Here is a 16,998-nt window from a genome sequence, read left to right as displayed (position 1 = left end):
ACATCCCGAAGTGACAGGCCATGCTTTCTTTGAGTTAATTATTTCCAACTTGCCTATACTGTATGCAAATATTGGCTGTCGTTTTGTGCGCGTTTTTTTCAGGTGCACGGGTGGAGCGAGGGTAATTCTAATCAGAGCGGCAGATGGCTTTTTCAGGAAGTAATCAGAAACGGAGAATAAGATGAACGGAAGATTTTTGTTATGGGCATTTGTCACACTTATAGCAGTATGGGGTTGTTCGGGGGATGGAACCCGGACCGGTCAGGCGGATGATTCAAGAAGCGATGTCGTTGCGGCCGATTCGGCCTGGGTGGGTACCTGGAGTACGGCCATTCAACTGGTCGAGCCTCACAATATGCCGCCCGAGCCCGGGCTCAGCGGCAATACGCTTCGGCAGGTGGTTCATGCCACCATTGGCGGAGAGCGTTTACGTCTGCGGATTTCCAACGAATTCGGGACCGAACCACTTTCACTGCATGCGGTTAATATGGCACTGCACGATGGGGGAAGCGCCATAGACAGCAGTACCGACACTCCCGTTTATTTCGAAGGGCAAAGAGATGTTGTCATTCCCGCAGGTGAAGCGGTTCGGTCTGATCCATTTGATTTTTCCCTGGAGGCACTGACCAATGTTTCGATTTCCATCTATGTGGACAGTGTTTCGGCGGAAGTCACCGGCCATCCCGGCTCCCGAACAACCTCGTATATCGCAACTGGAAATGCCGTTTCTGATGCCGAGCTTTCCGATGCCGCTTCAGCCGAACGCTGGTACCTGATCGATGCCATCGACGTGATGGCCCCGGGTCACTTCGCCGCGGTCGCCACACTTGGCAATTCGATTACCGATGGCCGCGGCTCCGGCACGGATCGGCAGAACCGGTGGCCTGACGAGCTGGCACGACGTCTGCAGGCCAATGAAGCAACGCGGCATATCTCGGTCTTAAACCAGGGTATCGGCGGAAATTGCCTGTTGAGGCATTGTCTCGGGCAGGCAGCCCTTACGCGATTTGACCGCGACGTGCTTGAACAGCCGGGCATCCGCTGGCTGATCGTATTCATCGGCGTCAATGATATTGGCGGCATTCAGGATGCGCAGCAAGCCGAAGAGGTTGCCGACGCACTCATTGACGGGTACGAAACCATGATCGAACGGGCTCATGAGCATGGCATCCGGGTTTACGGCGCGACCATTACCCCTTTCGGTGAATCATTTTACGACACCCCGGAACGTGAGGCGGTACGCCGGCAGATAAATGAATGGATTCGCAGCAGTGGTGCTTATGACGCGGTCATTGATCTGGACATGGTGTTGCGCGATCCTGAAAACCCGTCACGACTGCTCCCCAAAGCCGATACCGGCGACCATCTGCATCCCAATGAAACCGGATACCGGATGATAGCTGAAGCGATTGATACCGCACTATTTCTGAACAAAAACGTCAAATAATCAATCGGTCTGAAAAATTGGCAGTGTAGTTGCCCGGTCTGTTTTTATTATTATTTGATCAACGTCATTTTGCGTGTTTCAACATAGTTTCCCGCTTCCAGGCGGTACAGGTACACACCGGAGGAGAGGCCGCTGGCATCCCAGTGAACCTGATGGGATCCGGCCTGCTGATGTGATTCTACCAGTGTGGTAATCCGACGGCCGACCAGGTCGAAAATTTCCAGACGAACCTCACCGCTTTCCGGCAGGTCATAACGGATTGACGTTGACGGGTTGAAGGGGTTGGGATAATTTTGCCGGAGGCGATAGGAGTCGGGACGGTCCGGGGCGTCCTGTCCGGCATCCACGACATCCAGCCCCTCGATTACGATATTTCGAACTGCCAGCTGGTCGCGTGCGCCGCTGTCATGATCGCGTTGTTCGCCGGTGTGGTAATAGCGCCACATGAGCTGCACGTACCCCCGGTTGTTCAGGGATTCGGGCAGTGTCACGGGTCCGATCCACTGGCGGTGCCCTTCCTCTTCACTGCGCAGATACTCCACCGGATCGCCGTTTTCGTCAAGCACATCGGTGAACGGGCCCTGGTCACCGATCCGGTACTGGAGCCTCAAGTGGTAGGTCCTTGAATTGGGCGTGACCGTCATGCCTTCCCAGCTGACTTGCATGTCTTGCGCGTTACGGGTATCCAGGGCTAATATGGCCCCGCCCAGCCGGGTTCCGGGGTAGCCGGGGTTGCCGTCTTCGTTGCTCGTGTTGATGAATGCGAAGCCGTCATCGCCAAGCCCGTTAATACGGGTGCGGCTGTCCAGGTTGTACGTGCCGCTGGTGAATCCGGCTATATCGGCGTCCAGCCCGGGATCGGTTGCATCCATATAGACGAAGCGCATGTGATCGGGGAAGGTGCCCGCTTCGGCATCCATGGGCCACGATTCAAACGTAACAATGCGATTGTTGCTGGTTATGCGAAATGGTTCGGGAAGCGCGTCAACAAATGACCCCTCCTTAAATACGGCGGTCACGGACGCGTCACTGTTAAGCTGGAGCACAAGTTCCTTGTCATCGGCAACCGCTTCATCGACACCTTCCCAGTGGGAAAATTCAAAACCTGGAAGGGCCTGCGCTTTCAGCGTCACCGGTATATCCTGGAAATAGACACCGGTCCAGGGCCACGGATCTGCGCTCACACCGGGTGTTTCGGCGTGGATGTCGACGGTGTTCACGCGAACGTAGCCGGCGGCCTTGTCGGAGAGATCGACGGTCAGGTTATGCTCACCGGCGATATTGAAGCGATCGCGCAGATGCTGACGGGCGTATTCAGGTCTTTGTTCAACATAGGGAATAAGTTGACTGTTGATAATTCCAAAGTTGCCACGGCTCCACCGGTTTCTGTGTTCATTGAATTCCGGCTCTATTTGCGCAGCCATTTCGTTGATGATGCGCCGTGTTCGGTCAGTTTGAAATGCCGTGTTCAGTTGATCCAGATATCTGGTGATGAAATCCTGCCGGAATTGCTCGTTTTCTATGAGGCTGCTGAATAGTACTGTGGACCACGATGGGTTTCCATGTGGATGATCTTTCTCACCAAGTGCATGCCTTAATACATCGTAATCCGGGCCGCGTCCGTACAGCCAGAGCCCAAAATCAAGATCATAAGCAAGCCAGCGCCAGCGTCCGTCGTGCTGTGGCGGGGCATCCGGCTCATATTGGTCAGTTCGGTAGCGCCAGAAGTCGATGTTGTTGCCCGGCCAGTCGGTATTGCCGACAAAGATCTGACCGATCTGGTAATCGATGTAGTTTTCGATATCCATGCGGGTTTGTATCTCGGCGTAGTGTGCGCTGTCACGGATATCATTATCATCGATGTAATCCATCATCGCCAGGTAATGATCATTGCTTCCCTCTTTTACAGTGGCATTGTATGTAAGTAAATCGATGTTCTCCGGATCTACGCCGTGTACACGAGCCAAATAATGCTTGTCGTACCGCTCCCGCATGTTGATCAGCCCCCAGTATTCGCCGTTAATGAAGGTGATAAACGGCCGATAAGCCTGGGTGTCGAACTTCATGTGGCCTATCATGGCCTGCATTGCGGCATCGCGCAACATGGTCTCGGTCCAGTCGTTCCCGGAGGCCCGTAACATCAACCGGTTGAACTCCCCATAAGGCTGGTCCGGAAACATCCGATAATAAAACCGGTTATCTCCGTACTGGTTTCGGGCATAGAGCCGGAGTGATTTCTGCGGATGTGCTCGACTCCAGCCACCATGAATACGTACTCCGATATTTTGTGAAAAATTCGGATGTGCGGATTCCGGTTCAAACAGCTCCATGGAAGCTGGCCGCTCCCATTCGATACCACGCTGGGTGTAGTTGGCAGGAGCATTTCCGGCGGTACTTGGGTCACCGTCCTGATCGTATATCATGCCCGGAACATAAATTCCGTTGTCATAGCTAAACAGATGGTCTTCCTGGATAGCGAAGGAGATAACCGGAAGGGTATAGCGATCACGTCCCTCCCCGGTTACAAAATAGGATTGTGTCTGGATGCCATCAGATATTGAGCCATCTTTTAATGCTTTGACACGGACTACCGTTCCTTTAAAAATTGGATGATTCGGGAAGTAATAAGGGGTTGGTGTTTGCTCAAACGCTGTCTGCATACGGCTGAAATAGTTCGGTTCGTCAGTGCGGTCCCGTATGGTGAGCGGTTGTGACGGATTGTACACATGAGAAGTGAAGGTCTTTTCCAACAACTGCTGCTCCCAGGTTCGATACCGGTCCATATGCTGGTATGTCGTTCCGTCCAGGTTGTTCGGATCGGGCTCGGAGCCATCCAGGGTGTAGATGATGGTGACGTCCGGGTCGGGGTGCGACAGTTCTAGCTGGAAATCGCCGGTATAAAAGCCGCCCTGGTGTGAAAACGAAACCGGCTCGAGCATCTCCTGGTAGCCGTCGTCGCCGTTGGGTTCGCCGGGAGTCGGGTTGGTGTAGAAGTACCAGTCGCCGATCCCGTCGGGATAGCGTCCGATACTGATGTCGGTCGGGATCTCGGTGGGCGGAAGCTCGTCGAGCCGCTCGCCGTCCGGAGCGGTGAGGATCACCTCTTCGCCTGCAGAAGAGATCGCGAAATTGGTGTGCAGTTCGCCGGCGGGGTCGCGACGGTCCTTGTTCGAGGCCCAGACCAGCAGAAATTCACCGGGCTGGATGGTGATGTCGGGGAATTCCCAGCGGAAGGGGCGGTCGTAGTCGTCGGACAGCCCGAAGCCTTCCAGGTTCAGCGGCTCCTCGCCGGCATAATAAATTTCGACCCAGTCTTCATTGTCGCCGTCCTCATCGGCAATCGTCGCGCCGTTGGAGGCCATGATTTCATTCAGATAAAGCTGCTGACCCGATACCGGTGCGGCCACCGCGAGAATGAGGAGAAATGTCAACAGAGCGAGAAAGCGGTAATGAGAAGAAAAAGCCATACAGAAAGTCTGGTTAGGTCGGATATCCCCGAATGTTTGCGATCGGATCGGTAATTGACGGATTCGAAGTACAGGCGAAAAAGACGCAGCCTCGAAGACCGATAAATGGCAAGGTTGTTATCGACGCGTTTCGTCTGTGCCCGCAACCATAGGCACCACCCGAAAGTCCGATTTTGTGTTATGAGTATGAACACCGCACAAGGATCATGCCGGAAAATGTAGCAATTCACCCGGCCTCGAAACAGCAACCGGCAATATCAGCCGGCAGGCGCAACGAAAGCAGCGCGTTTGTGATGCACATCATGTAATGTACATCAGTATATCAAAATCATCTATTTAATCAACGTCATTTTGCGCGTTTCGGTATGGTTACCCGCTTCGAGACGGTAGAGATATATACCGGAGGCGTGGCCGGTGGCATCCCAGTGAACATGGTGGGTACCGGCCTGCCGGATTCCTTCCACAAGGGTAGTGATGCGACGGCCGGTCAGGTCGTACACCTCCAGTCTGACTTCACCGCTTTCCGGAAGGTCGAACCGGATTGACGTCGACGGGTTGAACGGATTGGGGTAGTTTTGTCCAAGGGCGTATGAAGCGGGCAGGTCCGGGGGCTCTTCACCTGTGCTGACAACATTCCCCGCTTCCACCACGATATTGCGTACCGACAGCTGGTCACGCGCGCCGCTGTCGTCATCCAGCCGCTGGCCGGTGAAGTAGTAGCGCCAAAGCAGCTGCACATAGCCTCTGTTCTCCAGTTGTTCGGGAAGGGTTATCGGTCCGATCCACTCGGTATGTCCGGCTTCTTCATTGCGCCGGTATTCGACCGGATTCCCCTCGCTGTCAAGCAGATCGGTGAACGGGCCCTGGTCACCGAATCGGAACTGGAGTCTGAGATGATACACTCTGGAATTCGGTGTGACTGTCATGCCTTCCCAGCTGATTTGCATGTTTTGCGCGTTGCGGGTATCCAGGGCTAATATGGCTCCGCCGAGCCGGGTACCGGGATAACCGGGGTTGCCGTCTTCGTTACCCGTGTTGATGAAAGCGAAGCCGTCATCGCCAAAGCCGTTAATACGGGTCCGGCTCTCGAGTGAGTAACTGCCACTGGTAAATCCGGAAATATCGGCCTCGAGGCCGGGATCGCGGGTGTCCATATAGACAAAGCCCATATGGTTGGGAAAACTACCGGGGGTAGCGTCATGAGCCCAATGGCTAAAAGAGATAGTCTCACTACCGGACTGGAGGCGGAAGGCCTCCGGGAATGCGTCGGAGTCTATATCTTCCTCGAAAACAGCGGTAACCCTGGTACTGGTTCTGAGTGTCAGTTCAACGTTCGGGTCATACTGCAGGCTATCAGGAACGCCTTCCCACCGGACAAATGCGAAGCCGGGAGCCGGTTTGGCCTTCACGGTTACCGGAACACCCCGGAAATAAGAGCCGGTCCAGGGATATGGATTGTTGTTGACGCCGGCCGTTTCCGGAGTGATATCGATAGTATTCACTCGGATGTGTCCGGCAGCTTCATCAGAAATGTCTACAGTCAGATTCAGTTGTCCATCAATATTGAAATGTTCTCTCAAATGATTCCGGACATTCCCGGGGCGTTGTAGTGCGAAAGGAATGAGTTCATTGTTGATGATATTATGCCAGTTGTCAAAACCGGAACTGCCCCAACCGCCTGTCGGCCTGTTCCAGCGCTGAATGTGTTCGGCGATATCAGGCTCGATATGACCGGCCATTTCATTAATAATTTCGATAACTCTGGAACTTCTGAATGCGGTGTTCAACTGATCCAGAAACCGGTTGATGAAATCGTTTCGGAACTGCTCATTCTCCAGCAACGACCGGAACAGTTCGGTCGACCATTCCGAGTTCCCGTGCGCATGCTCAATGAGAAAGAGGGCGTGTTGGAGCGTATTATAATCCGGATCCTCGCTATAAAGCCAGAATCCGAAGTCCAGGTCATAAACCAGCCATCGCCAGCGGCCGTCGTGCTGGGCAGGAGCGTCCGGAGCATACTCATCAGTGCGAAGCCGCCACATATCCAGATTGGTGTTCGGCCAGTCGGCGTTACCGACAAAAATCTGGGCTACCTGATAGTCGATATAATTTTCGATATCCATGCGGGTATTCACTTCGTCATAATGCTCCTGAAGTGTGATATCATTGTCGGCGATATAATTCATCATCGCAAGATAATGATCGGCAGAGCCCTCTTTGGCAACCACGTGATCCTGCTCGTCATGCTCCAGCAAGTCGATGTTTTCCGGATCCACACCGTGAACTCTGGCCAGGTAGTGTTTGTCATACCGCTCCCGAAGGTTCAGCATGCCCCAGTACTCCCCATTAATCAGGGTGATGAACGGCCGGTAGGCCTGGGTGTCGAAGTTCATGTGGCCGACCACGCGCTGCATCATCGCATCCCGAAACATGGTCTGCTCAAAATCGTTACCTGAACTCCGGAGCATCAGACGGTTAAACTCCTCATAGGGCTGATCCGGAAACATCCGGTAGTAGAACCGGTTGTCTCCGTATTGATTACGGGCGTACAGACGGAACGACTTCAAAGAAAAGGAGCGGCTCCATCCACCGTGAAGACGCACCCCCATATCCTGCTGAAGACCGGCGCGGTCGGAGTCCGGCTCAAACAGTTCCATGGACGCGGGACGTTCCCACTCAATGCCGCGTTGCGTATAATTAGCCGTAGCATGACCCGTGGTTTCATTATTTCCATACTCGTCATATAACTTGCCTGGTACGTAAATACCGGTTTCATAATCGAACAAGTGATCTTCCTGAATAGCAAAAGAAATGACCGGCAGTGAAAACCGGTTCCGCCCGTCGGGTGTCACAAAGTAGGAATGCGTTTGAACACCATCTGAAACGGCTCCGTCTCTTACCGCTTTTGCGCGAACCACCGTTCCTTTGAATATGGGGTTATTGGGGAAATAATCGGGGTTCGGGGAGTCCTCGAAGCGGGTTTGCATGTGTGTTACGTGATTCGGATCGCTTGTACGGTTCCGGATTTCGATGGGTGCCGATGGATTATACTGGCGGGAAGCATAAGTATGTTCAAGCAACTGCTGCCCCCAGGTACGATATCGATCCATATGTAGCCAGGTCGTTCCGTCCAGGTTGTTCGGATCGGGCTCGGAGCCGTCCAGTGTGTAGATGATGGTGACGTCCGGATCGGGGTGCGATAGTTCGAGCTGGAAATCGCCGGTATAAAAGCCGCCCTGGTGTGAATACGAAACCGGCTCGAGCATCTCCTGATAGCCGTCGTCGCCGTTGGGTTCGCCGGGAGTCGGATGGGCATAGAAATACCAGTCACCGATGCCGTCGGGATACCGTCCGATACTGATGTCGGTCGGGATTTCGGTCGGCGGAAGTTCATCCAGCCGCTGACCGTCGGGGGCGGTGAGGATAACCTCCTCGCCGGCAGAAGAGATCGCGAAATTGGTGTGCAGTTCGCCGTCGGGGTCGCGGCGGTCCTTGTTCGAGGCCCATACCAGCAGAAATTCGCCGGGCTGAATGGTGATGTCGGGGAATTCCCAGCGGAAGGGACGGTCGTAGTCGTCGGACAGCCCGAAGCCTTCGAGGTTCAGCGGCTCCTCGCCGGCATAATAAATCTCGACCCAGTCTTCGTTGTCGCCGTCCTCATCGGCAATCGTTGCGCCGTTGGAGGCCATGATTTCATTCAGATAAAGCTGTTGACCCGATACCGGTGTGACGATTAATAACAGTATGAATATAATCGCCGGAAAAAGGACTGCTGAGGTGACGCTTTTGTGAAGTGTGCTGCGATAACAATATCTCATGGAGTTGAAGTTTTTTATGAAGACGGAAATTGATTCCCCCGGGCAGATTCAATCGGTAAGCTCAATCAACCGGATGGTTCAGTGATCATGATCAATCATGAGACAAACCCGATGCCGCAAGACCGGACTCAATTCTCAATCGATTCTGTCCTGTAAATAACTTAACCACAATTGGTTACAGTTGCATCAAAGAATTTAAGTGTTTCTATGACGTTTAATTACGCAAGTAGCGCAATAGATGCAACATTGAAATGTTTATTTATTTGGCCTGCAGTTTCTTATTTAGGCCGGCAGGACTTTTGGACAGTTTCACAGATCCCGCGAAACAGCTGGATCTGTGCCGGATACCGACGTTGCCCTGCGGGGTGTCGTTACGGTATCGGATAAATCAGGTTCATCAATGCCCGGTCGTGGTTATTGACAACTTCGGGTTCCGTGTCAAAAATCATGGTCTCGCCATTTTCCTGCGAATAGGGTTTCCAGTCGGGCAGCCGATTCGGAACATTGGGATCGCCGGTTCGTGCAAATTGAATCCAGGACGCGCTCATCACATCCGCAACCTGACGGGCATCGTCTTCGTCGCCGGTCCAATGCTTTCCCAATTCAATGTTATTAAACACCAGCGGGATATCAAGGCCGTGAAACGAGCCCCTTGCCCCGTCATCAACGGGACTTTTCCACGTTAGCAGGTATGAATAGACGGGCGCCTCGCTTGTTTCCGACCAGGCATCGGCCACCATAATGGTATATGGTCGAAATACGGTATCGATGGATAGCAGATCCTGTGGGGTGTATTCCGGATAGGCTTTCTCGTAGAGCGCGACATATTCGTCTGTTTTATCACCGTACCGGTCCTCCAATCGCGCTATCGCCTCTTCCGGGGTAAGGTCCTTATCGGCATAGGCGGTGCGCTCCATCTCGTTTAACGTTGTTCCAATGAGCAATGGAACATCCTTTGATATGTCCGAAAACCCCGGCGTAAATGGCTGCTGAAGCAAATTGATCCCATCCGGAACCGGCCCGAACCCGAATATTTCTCTGGATCCGGGAGTTCTCATACCCACGGTTTGCTCCAGGGCCTGATTGCCGATTTCAACAAGCCTGCTATAGGGGATGGTATCCAGGCTACTCACCTGTTCCCCGCTAATTCCGAGGTTTTCCACAACGGCCCGGCCAATGGCCGTTGATTTCTCTTTATCCATCACGTTGACGAGCGTGCCGCTCTGGATGATCGCTTTGTGAAACAGCCCCGCTGCTTCCGGCATGCACATCAGTGTTGCCACCTTTCCGCCGCCTCCCGATTCACCGAATATGGTGATATTCTCGGGGTCGCCGCCAAATCTTTCAATGTTTCTGTTGACCCACTGGAGCGCGGCTACCACATCCAGCATGCCGACATTAGCAGAATGGGCATATTCATCTCCAAAATCGGATAAATCAAGAAACCCGAGAATATTGAGCCGGTGATTTACCGAAACCACGACGACGTCGCCCGTCAGGGCAAGCATGTGGCCATCGGAGATCGGGTCGTCACTGCCTCCGACGTGAAATCCGCCACCATGCAGCCAGAACATGACCGGCCTTTTTTTGTCGTCGTTCACACCCTGTGTCCACACATTTACCGTAAACAGCTCGTCTTCATCCATATCCGATTCATCCGACCAGGTGTTAACCTGCATGGCAGTCGGGCCAAATTCGGTGCTTTCTCGGACACCGTCCCAGGGCTCGGGATCTTCCGGAGGCATGAATCTGTCGGCTCTGGCATACGGAATGCCTTTAAAGGCGAAAACCCCTCCATCCATATAGCCGGCAATGGTGCCGGAGGTGGTCTCAACGAGGGGCGTGGTATCATGGATTGTATCAGAGGAGCAGCTGTTGAAAATAATGGCGCCAAACAACAAACAGACAGAGATGAATCGTGTAACTTTATTCATGGGCTAATGGGTGTATGGATAGTTATGCTGATGAGCAGGTCTCAAGGTTGACCGTTGAGAATATCGTAAATTTTTTTGCGGCGGGAGGGGCTATTTCGGATCACATCAGTCCGAACAGACGCGGCAGCCACAGGCTCAGATCCTCCCAGAATGTCACCAGCAGCAATGCCACGATCATGGCGATAAACATGGGCAGCAACGGACGGATGATTTTCTCGATCGTGGTGTTGACAACGCTGATGCCCACGAAAAGCAGGGTACCTACCGGAGGGGTACAGATGCCGATGCTGAGGTTCATCACCATAATAATTCCGAAGTGAACCGGGTCGATGCCCAGCTCTACGACCACGGGCAGGAATATCGGGGTGAAAATCAACACGGCCGGGGTCATGTCCATGAACATTCCGACAAACAGCAGCAGCAAGTTGATGATCAGGAGGATGACGATTTTGTTGTCGCTGATCGAGAGCATGGCTTCGCTCACCGACTGGGGCAGATGGCCGAACGACATCACCCACGAGAGGCTGATAGAGGCGGCGATCAGCAGCATGACGATAGAGGTGGTGCGTATGGCCCCCATCAGGATTTCGGGGATGGAGGTGATGGTAATCTCGCGGTAGATAAAGCCGAGTACCAGGGTGTAGACTACCGCGATGGCGGCCGCTTCGGTGGCGGTGAAGATGCCGACAACAATACCGCCGATGACGATAATCAGCAATAGCAGGCTGGGAAGGGCGGCTCCAAACGAGCGGCCAAGCTCGCCCATGGAGGTTCTTTCTCCGGTGGGATATTTTTTGCGGATGGCCCAGACAGTGGCCAGTCCCATCAGCATCAGGCCGGTGAGGATGCCGGGAATATATCCGGCGATAAACAGCGCGGCGATGGAGGTTCCGCCGCTGGCCAGCGAATAGACGATAAGAACATTGGAAGGGGGGATTACCAATCCGATGGATGCCGATGAGACGTTAACCGCCGCGCCGAACTCTCTGGAGTAGCCCTCTTTCTCCATCCGCGGACCCAGGATGCTTCCGATCGCGGAGGCTGCGGCAACCGAGGATCCGGCGATGGCGCCGAACAGCATGGCTGCCACCACGTTTATGTGAGCGAGTCCGCCGGGAAGCGATCCAACCAGGTTTTTGGCAAAACGGATGAGCCGTGTGGCGATGCCACCTTTGTTCATCATCTGGCCGGCCAGGATGAAAAACGGGATTGCCAGAAGCGTGAAGCTGTCGAGGCTGGTGAGGAACTGCTGGGCGAGGGTGGTGACCGCCGTTATCGATTCCATGCTCATCAGCAGGGTGAGCAGGGCCGCGATACCGAGGGTCCATCCAATCGGAACGCCGATAGCGAGTAAAATCAGAAAGCTGAAGACAAGAATCAGAATTTCGGTTAATTCCATGGGTCAGTCTGTTAATAGCGTTACAGAGACACGGGGCCGCGTGGGAGTGTTCTGTTCGGCAGCTTCGGGGTTTGCATGGACAGGAAAGCGATATGGATGCAGATTTGGGAGCAGATCACAAGGGTGGTCGGAAAAAGAGTCGATATGGGCAGGATGACGGGATTCATGCGGTTGCAGATGGTTCGGCATCTGCCGTTCGGATATCGTGATCGGGGCCCTTTCGAATTAACCGGTAGATATCATCTATTTTGTAATAGATGATCAGCAGTCCGCTGATCGGGCCGATCAGGTAGACCAGCGCCATGGGAATCTGAAGGGCCGGGGTGACCTGCAGGTAGGTCCAGGTGGTGTATACCAGTATTCCTCCACCGATAACGAAAACAATTAGCACGAAAAGCGCTATCAGAACTTTGATAAAAATGGTGAGGCGGAAACGGTTCCGGGGATTCAGGCTTCTCGGGAACATGTCTATCGCCACATGCAGGTTCTGTCCGGAGAAGTAGGCGGCTCCGAGAAGGCTCACCCAGATCAGCAGAAACCGGGCAAGCTCATCAGTGAACGTGCTGGGTGACTGGATCACATACCGGGTGAATACCTGCCAAACCACATCCAGCACCAGCAGCGCCATCAGAACAACCAGTACCACCCTCGTTACCTTATCGATTTTTTCCCGCATAGTTCGTCGGTTTATTCCACGTTTCGGATTCGCTCCACCCAGTTGTACAATTCAGGATTGCGGCGGCGCACATCGTCATACAGGGGCTGGACCGCCTGCCGGAAAGGTTCCTTGTCGGGATGGATAATTTCCACACCGGCATCCCGGAAGGCCTGCATCGATTCCTCCTCCGACTCCCGCCACAGTTCGATCTGAAATTCGATGGACTCGTCGACCGCCCTCTGCAGCCACTCCTGTTGCTGATCGGTCAGACGCTCCCAAAGCCTGCTGTCCATGACAAGGATGTCGGGTATGGTGGTGTGCTCATTCAGGGTGTAGTAGTTGCACACCTCATAGTGGCGTGAAGTGTAGAAGCTGGGAGGGTTGTTTTCCGCTCCATCGACGATGCCCCCCTGAAACGCGGTATAGAGCTCGCCATACGAGAGCGGTGTGGGCGAGCCGCCAAGTGTGCGCATAAGCTGCATGGCGATCACGCTTTCCATGACCCGGATTTTTTGCCCCTGAAGGTCTTCGGGGGTGTGTACCGGCCGGTTTGTGGTGTACAGGCTGCGGCTGCCGGCATCGTAATAGCCTACGCCCCGCAACCGGTAGCGCTCGCCTTCCAGCAGCAGTTCTTCGCCCAGTGGTCCAAACAAAACGTTGAAGGAGTGTTCCTTGTCGCGGAACAGATAGGGCATACTGAATACACGCATGGCCGGAACGATGTTCTCCAGAGTAGCGGTGGAGACTTTCGTCATGCCGATGGCACCGATTTGAATCAGTTCCAGCAGTTTGCGCTCGCCGCCGAGCTGTCCTGCCGGATAGATGGTCATAGTTACCTGTCCGCCGGAATACTCCTCAACGTTATCGGCCATTCGATCCATCGCCACCGATACCGGATGGGTGAGGTGCATGGCGTGTGCCAGGATGATTTCCACCGGCTGATCATGGTCAGCGGCCTCTTCGCGATCGCCATCACCACAGGAGGTAAGGGCGGAAACCGTCAGGGACAGCATAAGAAAGCCGATGAGCAATCCCGCTGGCCGGGAGCCCGGTCGGCCTGTCTTCCCGGCGGATGTTTTCCTGTCAGATTCCCCGGCTGTTACGGGGCGGGATGCCTGATCCGGAAAGGTATCGGCGGCTTTGCGAAGAGATGTCGGGTCAGTCATGGTTAATATAACTTTGCGGAGGACCGAGGTAGGTCGCTCCGATGTCGTCGGTCTCCACAACGATTTTCTGGAGTACCACGCCGGTATCCACCAGCCAGAATTTCAGGGTATTCAGTCCCTCTTCGGAAATTTCCAGCGTGGTTTCCTTGATAATGGCGTTGTTGCTGGTCCATTGATACCACACGTTGTTGCTAAAGCCGCCGCCTTCGGGCATTTCGTCGTGCATGTTCACTACCACCGGCGCATCGTCGTTAAACGAGAGCGCATAGCGGATGCCGTCCAGATTACGGAAGTTTTTGCTGTAGTTCTTGGTAGGTGACAGATAGACGCGCACGGTCACTTCTCCGGGGTTGAAGATGTGCATGTCGTATTCCAGGCGGGGCGTATCGGGGTGACCCGGTTCCTGAACTTCGGCGACCATGGGCCAGGGTGACATGGCCGATTTCGTACGCCCCAGCTGCGGGATCTTTTTCCACTGCACGTCATCGTTGGTGATATTCCGCGTGAAGTTTTCGGCCTCGATGGAGACGAAGCCGTTGCTTTCCACAAAACCTTGAATCGCATCCCGCGACGGGGATGCCGGATTGAACACCTCTACGGCGATGTCAGCCGTGTGCATGCCCCACTCCGCGTTCGGGCCGGTGACCGATATCGTGGCCGTCTGAGTACCGGATGGCACATTCTCCCAGTCGATACTCACCCATACTTTTTCCTGGGTTTCGATGGAGCCGGTGACACCGGAGAGCTGCACCCACGGCGCACTCACCTCCACATCATATTCAAAAGGCTCACTGCCCTGGTTGAATACCTCGAAATAGTACTCCTGCTGATTGTATTTGTCGAACACCGGCAGCCTGGGTATGTCGGCGGCTGTGGGACCGGGATAGGAGAACGGTCCGGGCCAGGGAGTCAACGAGTTTTCCGCCGATATGGCCATCACACCGCGATCGTAAGGGGTGTGAATGATATGCACGAACGGCATGCGGTCGGCATACGGCTGTGCCCATGAGGTATAGCCGATGTAGGTCTGGTCCGCCTGATGACGCCATTTGCCGTCGGCTACACTGTGATACTGCTCCCGGATTTCATCGGCGCGATCGAAAAGCTCCCGCACACGGCCGGCCATTTCATTGGTAGTATTGCGGACCTGCCGGGCGTAGGCACGGTTTTTGGCCGTGGCCAGGTACATTTCATGGAGGCTTGAGCCCGCGTCCACCTTGTATTCCACCAGCTGATAAAAGGCGTCGTAGTATGCTTCGGGCAGACCGGCTTTCACCTTTGCGGTAATCTCGCGAAGCTCTTCCCACTCTTCCATCACCCGCTGTGCTTCGCGGAAATGGTGGAGGCTGTAGGTGTTTTCATCCAGCAATTCCGGTTTTCTACGGGAGTTGATGCGGGTGTACTCGGTGAGGATGTGGCCGATCTCTTCGGCGTACTCCCGGCCAAATTGCTGGCTGGCCCAGGTAACCGGATAGGCATCCATGACTTCCCGGGTTATTTCATCAGGGTTCCAGGCATAGTCCAGGAAAAAGGAGATGGGGAATTCGTGTGGTTTGATGTCTCCTACATTAACCAGCCACAGACGGTCGACGCCATGGTTCCAGGTCAGGCCCATCTGTTCCCAGATTCTGGCGATCTGGGTGGTGTTGAGGGTTTTGTAGGTACGTGGACCGCCTACATAGTCGAAGTGGTAGTACATCCCCCATCCTCCTTCCCGCTCATGAGCGGTTTCGGGATCGGGCAGCAGACGGATGTTGCCCCAGTTGTCATTGGCCAGAAGAATCATCACATCATCCGGAACGGTCATGCCCATCTCGTAATATTCCTGTACCTCCTTATAGAGCGCCCAGTACTCGATGATTTTGGAAGTATCCTGCGCGTGTTCGCGAATCATCTCGCGCTGATCTGCGATGATACGCTCCAAAAGTTCAATATTGCGGTCGTCGCTGAGCGGCATGTCGCCGTCGCCGCGCATCCCGAGGGTGACCGTGGTTTCATAATCGTGGATACGCTCGATGCCTTCGGTCCAGAATTCGCGCAGGCGCTCTTCGTTCCGGGAATAGTCCCAGGGACCTTCACCGTAACGACTCCATTCGATGTGGGAGCGCATCATCGGTTCGTGGTGGGAATAGCCGATCACGACACCGTATTCATCCGCCAGTTTGGGATTCATCGGGTCGTCGTCATGGAACGCCTTGCCCCACATGGCCGGCCAGAGGTAGTTGCCCTGCATCCTGAGGATCAGCTCAAATACGTGCTCGTAAAACTCGTGGGTGAACCAGCCGTAGCGGGTTACGACCCATCCCAGCAGTCCCGGGTTTTCATTGTTGATGAAGATACCGCGGTATTGCACTCCGGGCTCGCCTTTGGTATACGGACCTGGATTGACGTACAGATCGGTTCGTTGCTTTACGGGGACATCCGCCCACCAGTACCATGGGGAGACCCCGATCTGGCGGGACATTTCATAAATACCGAAGATGGTGCCACGGCGGTCGCTGCCGGCGATAACGAGTGCGGATCCGACTCCATCCACAGGGTTGTCGATCCGTTGTATGATGAATTTCTCCCATTTCCCGTCGAGTTGAGCCCCGTCGATCTGGCCGTCGGCAACCAGCTGGTCGATGAGAGGATTCTTGCCGATGGTTCCGGCGATGAGGATGTGTTCTGCCTGGGGAAGGGTCCGGGTAGTCAGCTCAGGAAGGTTTCCGGTGACCCGCTCCAGGTCGGCCTGAAGGTCACCCATGGCCCGAATAACTCCGGCATCGTCCGATTCATTGATGTGAAGCGAAACCGGAGTGCCGTTGCCTGCCAACGGGAAATAGCCGCTTTCAGGTGAGAATTTTACGATGGATTCTCCCGGTGGGGTAATTTCCGAATGTGAACGATGTGACTGCGCATTATTATACGTAGAGCAGCCCAGGGTCAGAAGGATGATCAGCACCGGTATGATCCGGCCCATCGCGCCGCTTATACGGATCGCTCTTCCGGGTACGGGCAGAGCAAATGAAACAGGATTATCCGGGGAATTGTTGGAAATGTTAACCATAACAATAAATTCAAATTTTTAGAAAAGCGGGTTTGCCGATAGAGGAACAGTGCCGCAGGT

8 protein-coding genes are annotated in these 16,998 nt (G+C 54.3%); 1 reads left to right on the top strand and 7 read right to left on the bottom strand.

Annotation, left to right across the window (positions count from 1 at the left end):
* Positions 1 to 181 precede the first annotated feature (181 nt).
* Positions 182 to 1,447: an SGNH/GDSL hydrolase family protein gene (locus tag QA596_01920; protein MDG5766205.1), complete on the top strand. Its 1,266-nt coding sequence runs from the start codon at positions 182 to 184 to the stop codon at positions 1,445 to 1,447.
* Between the two features lie 50 nt (positions 1,448 to 1,497).
* Here the strand turns inward: QA596_01920 and QA596_01915 are convergent, their stop codons facing one another.
* From QA596_01915 to QA596_01885, 7 genes are all read right to left on the bottom strand, one after another.
* Positions 1,498 to 4,914: a CotH kinase family protein gene (locus tag QA596_01915; protein MDG5766204.1), complete on the bottom strand. Its 3,417-nt coding sequence runs from the start codon at positions 4,912 to 4,914 to the stop codon at positions 1,498 to 1,500.
* 332 nt (positions 4,915 to 5,246) lie between these two features.
* Positions 5,247 to 8,732: a CotH kinase family protein gene (locus QA596_01910; GenBank protein ID MDG5766203.1), complete on the bottom strand. Its 3,486-nt coding sequence runs from the start codon at positions 8,730 to 8,732 to the stop codon at positions 5,247 to 5,249.
* Positions 8,733 to 9,103: 371 nt separating this feature from the next.
* Positions 9,104 to 10,666, bottom strand: coding sequence for a carboxylesterase/lipase family protein (locus QA596_01905; GenBank protein ID MDG5766202.1), 1,563 nt, complete (start codon positions 10,664 to 10,666; stop codon positions 9,104 to 9,106).
* 100 nt (positions 10,667 to 10,766) lie between these two features.
* Positions 10,767 to 12,065, bottom strand: coding sequence for a TRAP transporter large permease subunit (locus tag QA596_01900; protein ID MDG5766201.1), 1,299 nt, complete (start codon positions 12,063 to 12,065; stop codon positions 10,767 to 10,769).
* A 163-nt stretch (positions 12,066 to 12,228) separates the two neighbouring features.
* Positions 12,229 to 12,741 carry a TRAP transporter small permease gene (locus QA596_01895; protein ID MDG5766200.1) on the bottom strand — a complete coding sequence of 171 codons (513 nt, stop codon included), beginning with the start codon at positions 12,739 to 12,741 and terminating at the stop codon, positions 12,229 to 12,231.
* Positions 12,742 to 12,752: 11 nt separating this feature from the next.
* On the bottom strand, positions 12,753 to 13,889 hold the full coding sequence (locus QA596_01890) for a TRAP transporter substrate-binding protein (protein MDG5766199.1): 1,137 nt from the start codon (positions 13,887 to 13,889) through the stop codon (positions 12,753 to 12,755).
* Positions 13,882 to 16,938 (bottom strand): glycosyl hydrolase 115 family protein, encoded by a 3,057-nt coding sequence (locus QA596_01885; protein MDG5766198.1) that lies wholly within the window; start codon positions 16,936 to 16,938, stop codon positions 13,882 to 13,884. Before QA596_01885 ends, QA596_01890 begins: the two co-directional genes overlap by 8 nt.
* Positions 16,939 to 16,998: the final 60 nt, after the last annotated feature.

It is taken from the genome of Balneolales bacterium ANBcel1 (assembly GCA_029688905.1).
Lineage (GTDB): Bacteria > Bacteroidota > Rhodothermia > Balneolales > Natronogracilivirgulaceae > SLLW01.
Note: the sequence above shows the minus strand (reverse complement) of the source record. Positions and strands in the feature narration are given on the sequence as shown.

What these genes read in the sequence shown, in the direction of transcription:
- QA596_01920 (MDG5766205.1), top strand. Translation starts at nt 182, where the DNA reads ATGAACGGAAGATTTTTGTTATGGGCATTTGTCACACTTATAGCAGTA.
- QA596_01915 (MDG5766204.1), bottom strand. Translation starts at nt 4,914, where the DNA reads ATGGCTTTTTCTTCTCATTACCGCTTTCTCGCTCTGTTGACATTTCTC.
- QA596_01910 (MDG5766203.1), bottom strand. Translation starts at nt 8,732, where the DNA reads ATGAGATATTGTTATCGCAGCACACTTCACAAAAGCGTCACCTCAGCA.
- QA596_01905 (MDG5766202.1), bottom strand. Translation starts at nt 10,666, where the DNA reads ATGAATAAAGTTACACGATTCATCTCTGTCTGTTTGTTGTTTGGCGCC.
- QA596_01900 (MDG5766201.1), bottom strand. Translation starts at nt 12,065, where the DNA reads ATGGAATTAACCGAAATTCTGATTCTTGTCTTCAGCTTTCTGATTTTA.
- QA596_01895 (MDG5766200.1), bottom strand. Translation starts at nt 12,741, where the DNA reads ATGCGGGAAAAAATCGATAAGGTAACGAGGGTGGTACTGGTTGTTCTG.
- QA596_01890 (MDG5766199.1), bottom strand. Translation starts at nt 13,889, where the DNA reads ATGACTGACCCGACATCTCTTCGCAAAGCCGCCGATACCTTTCCGGAT.
- QA596_01885 (MDG5766198.1), bottom strand. Translation starts at nt 16,938, where the DNA reads ATGGTTAACATTTCCAACAATTCCCCGGATAATCCTGTTTCATTTGCT.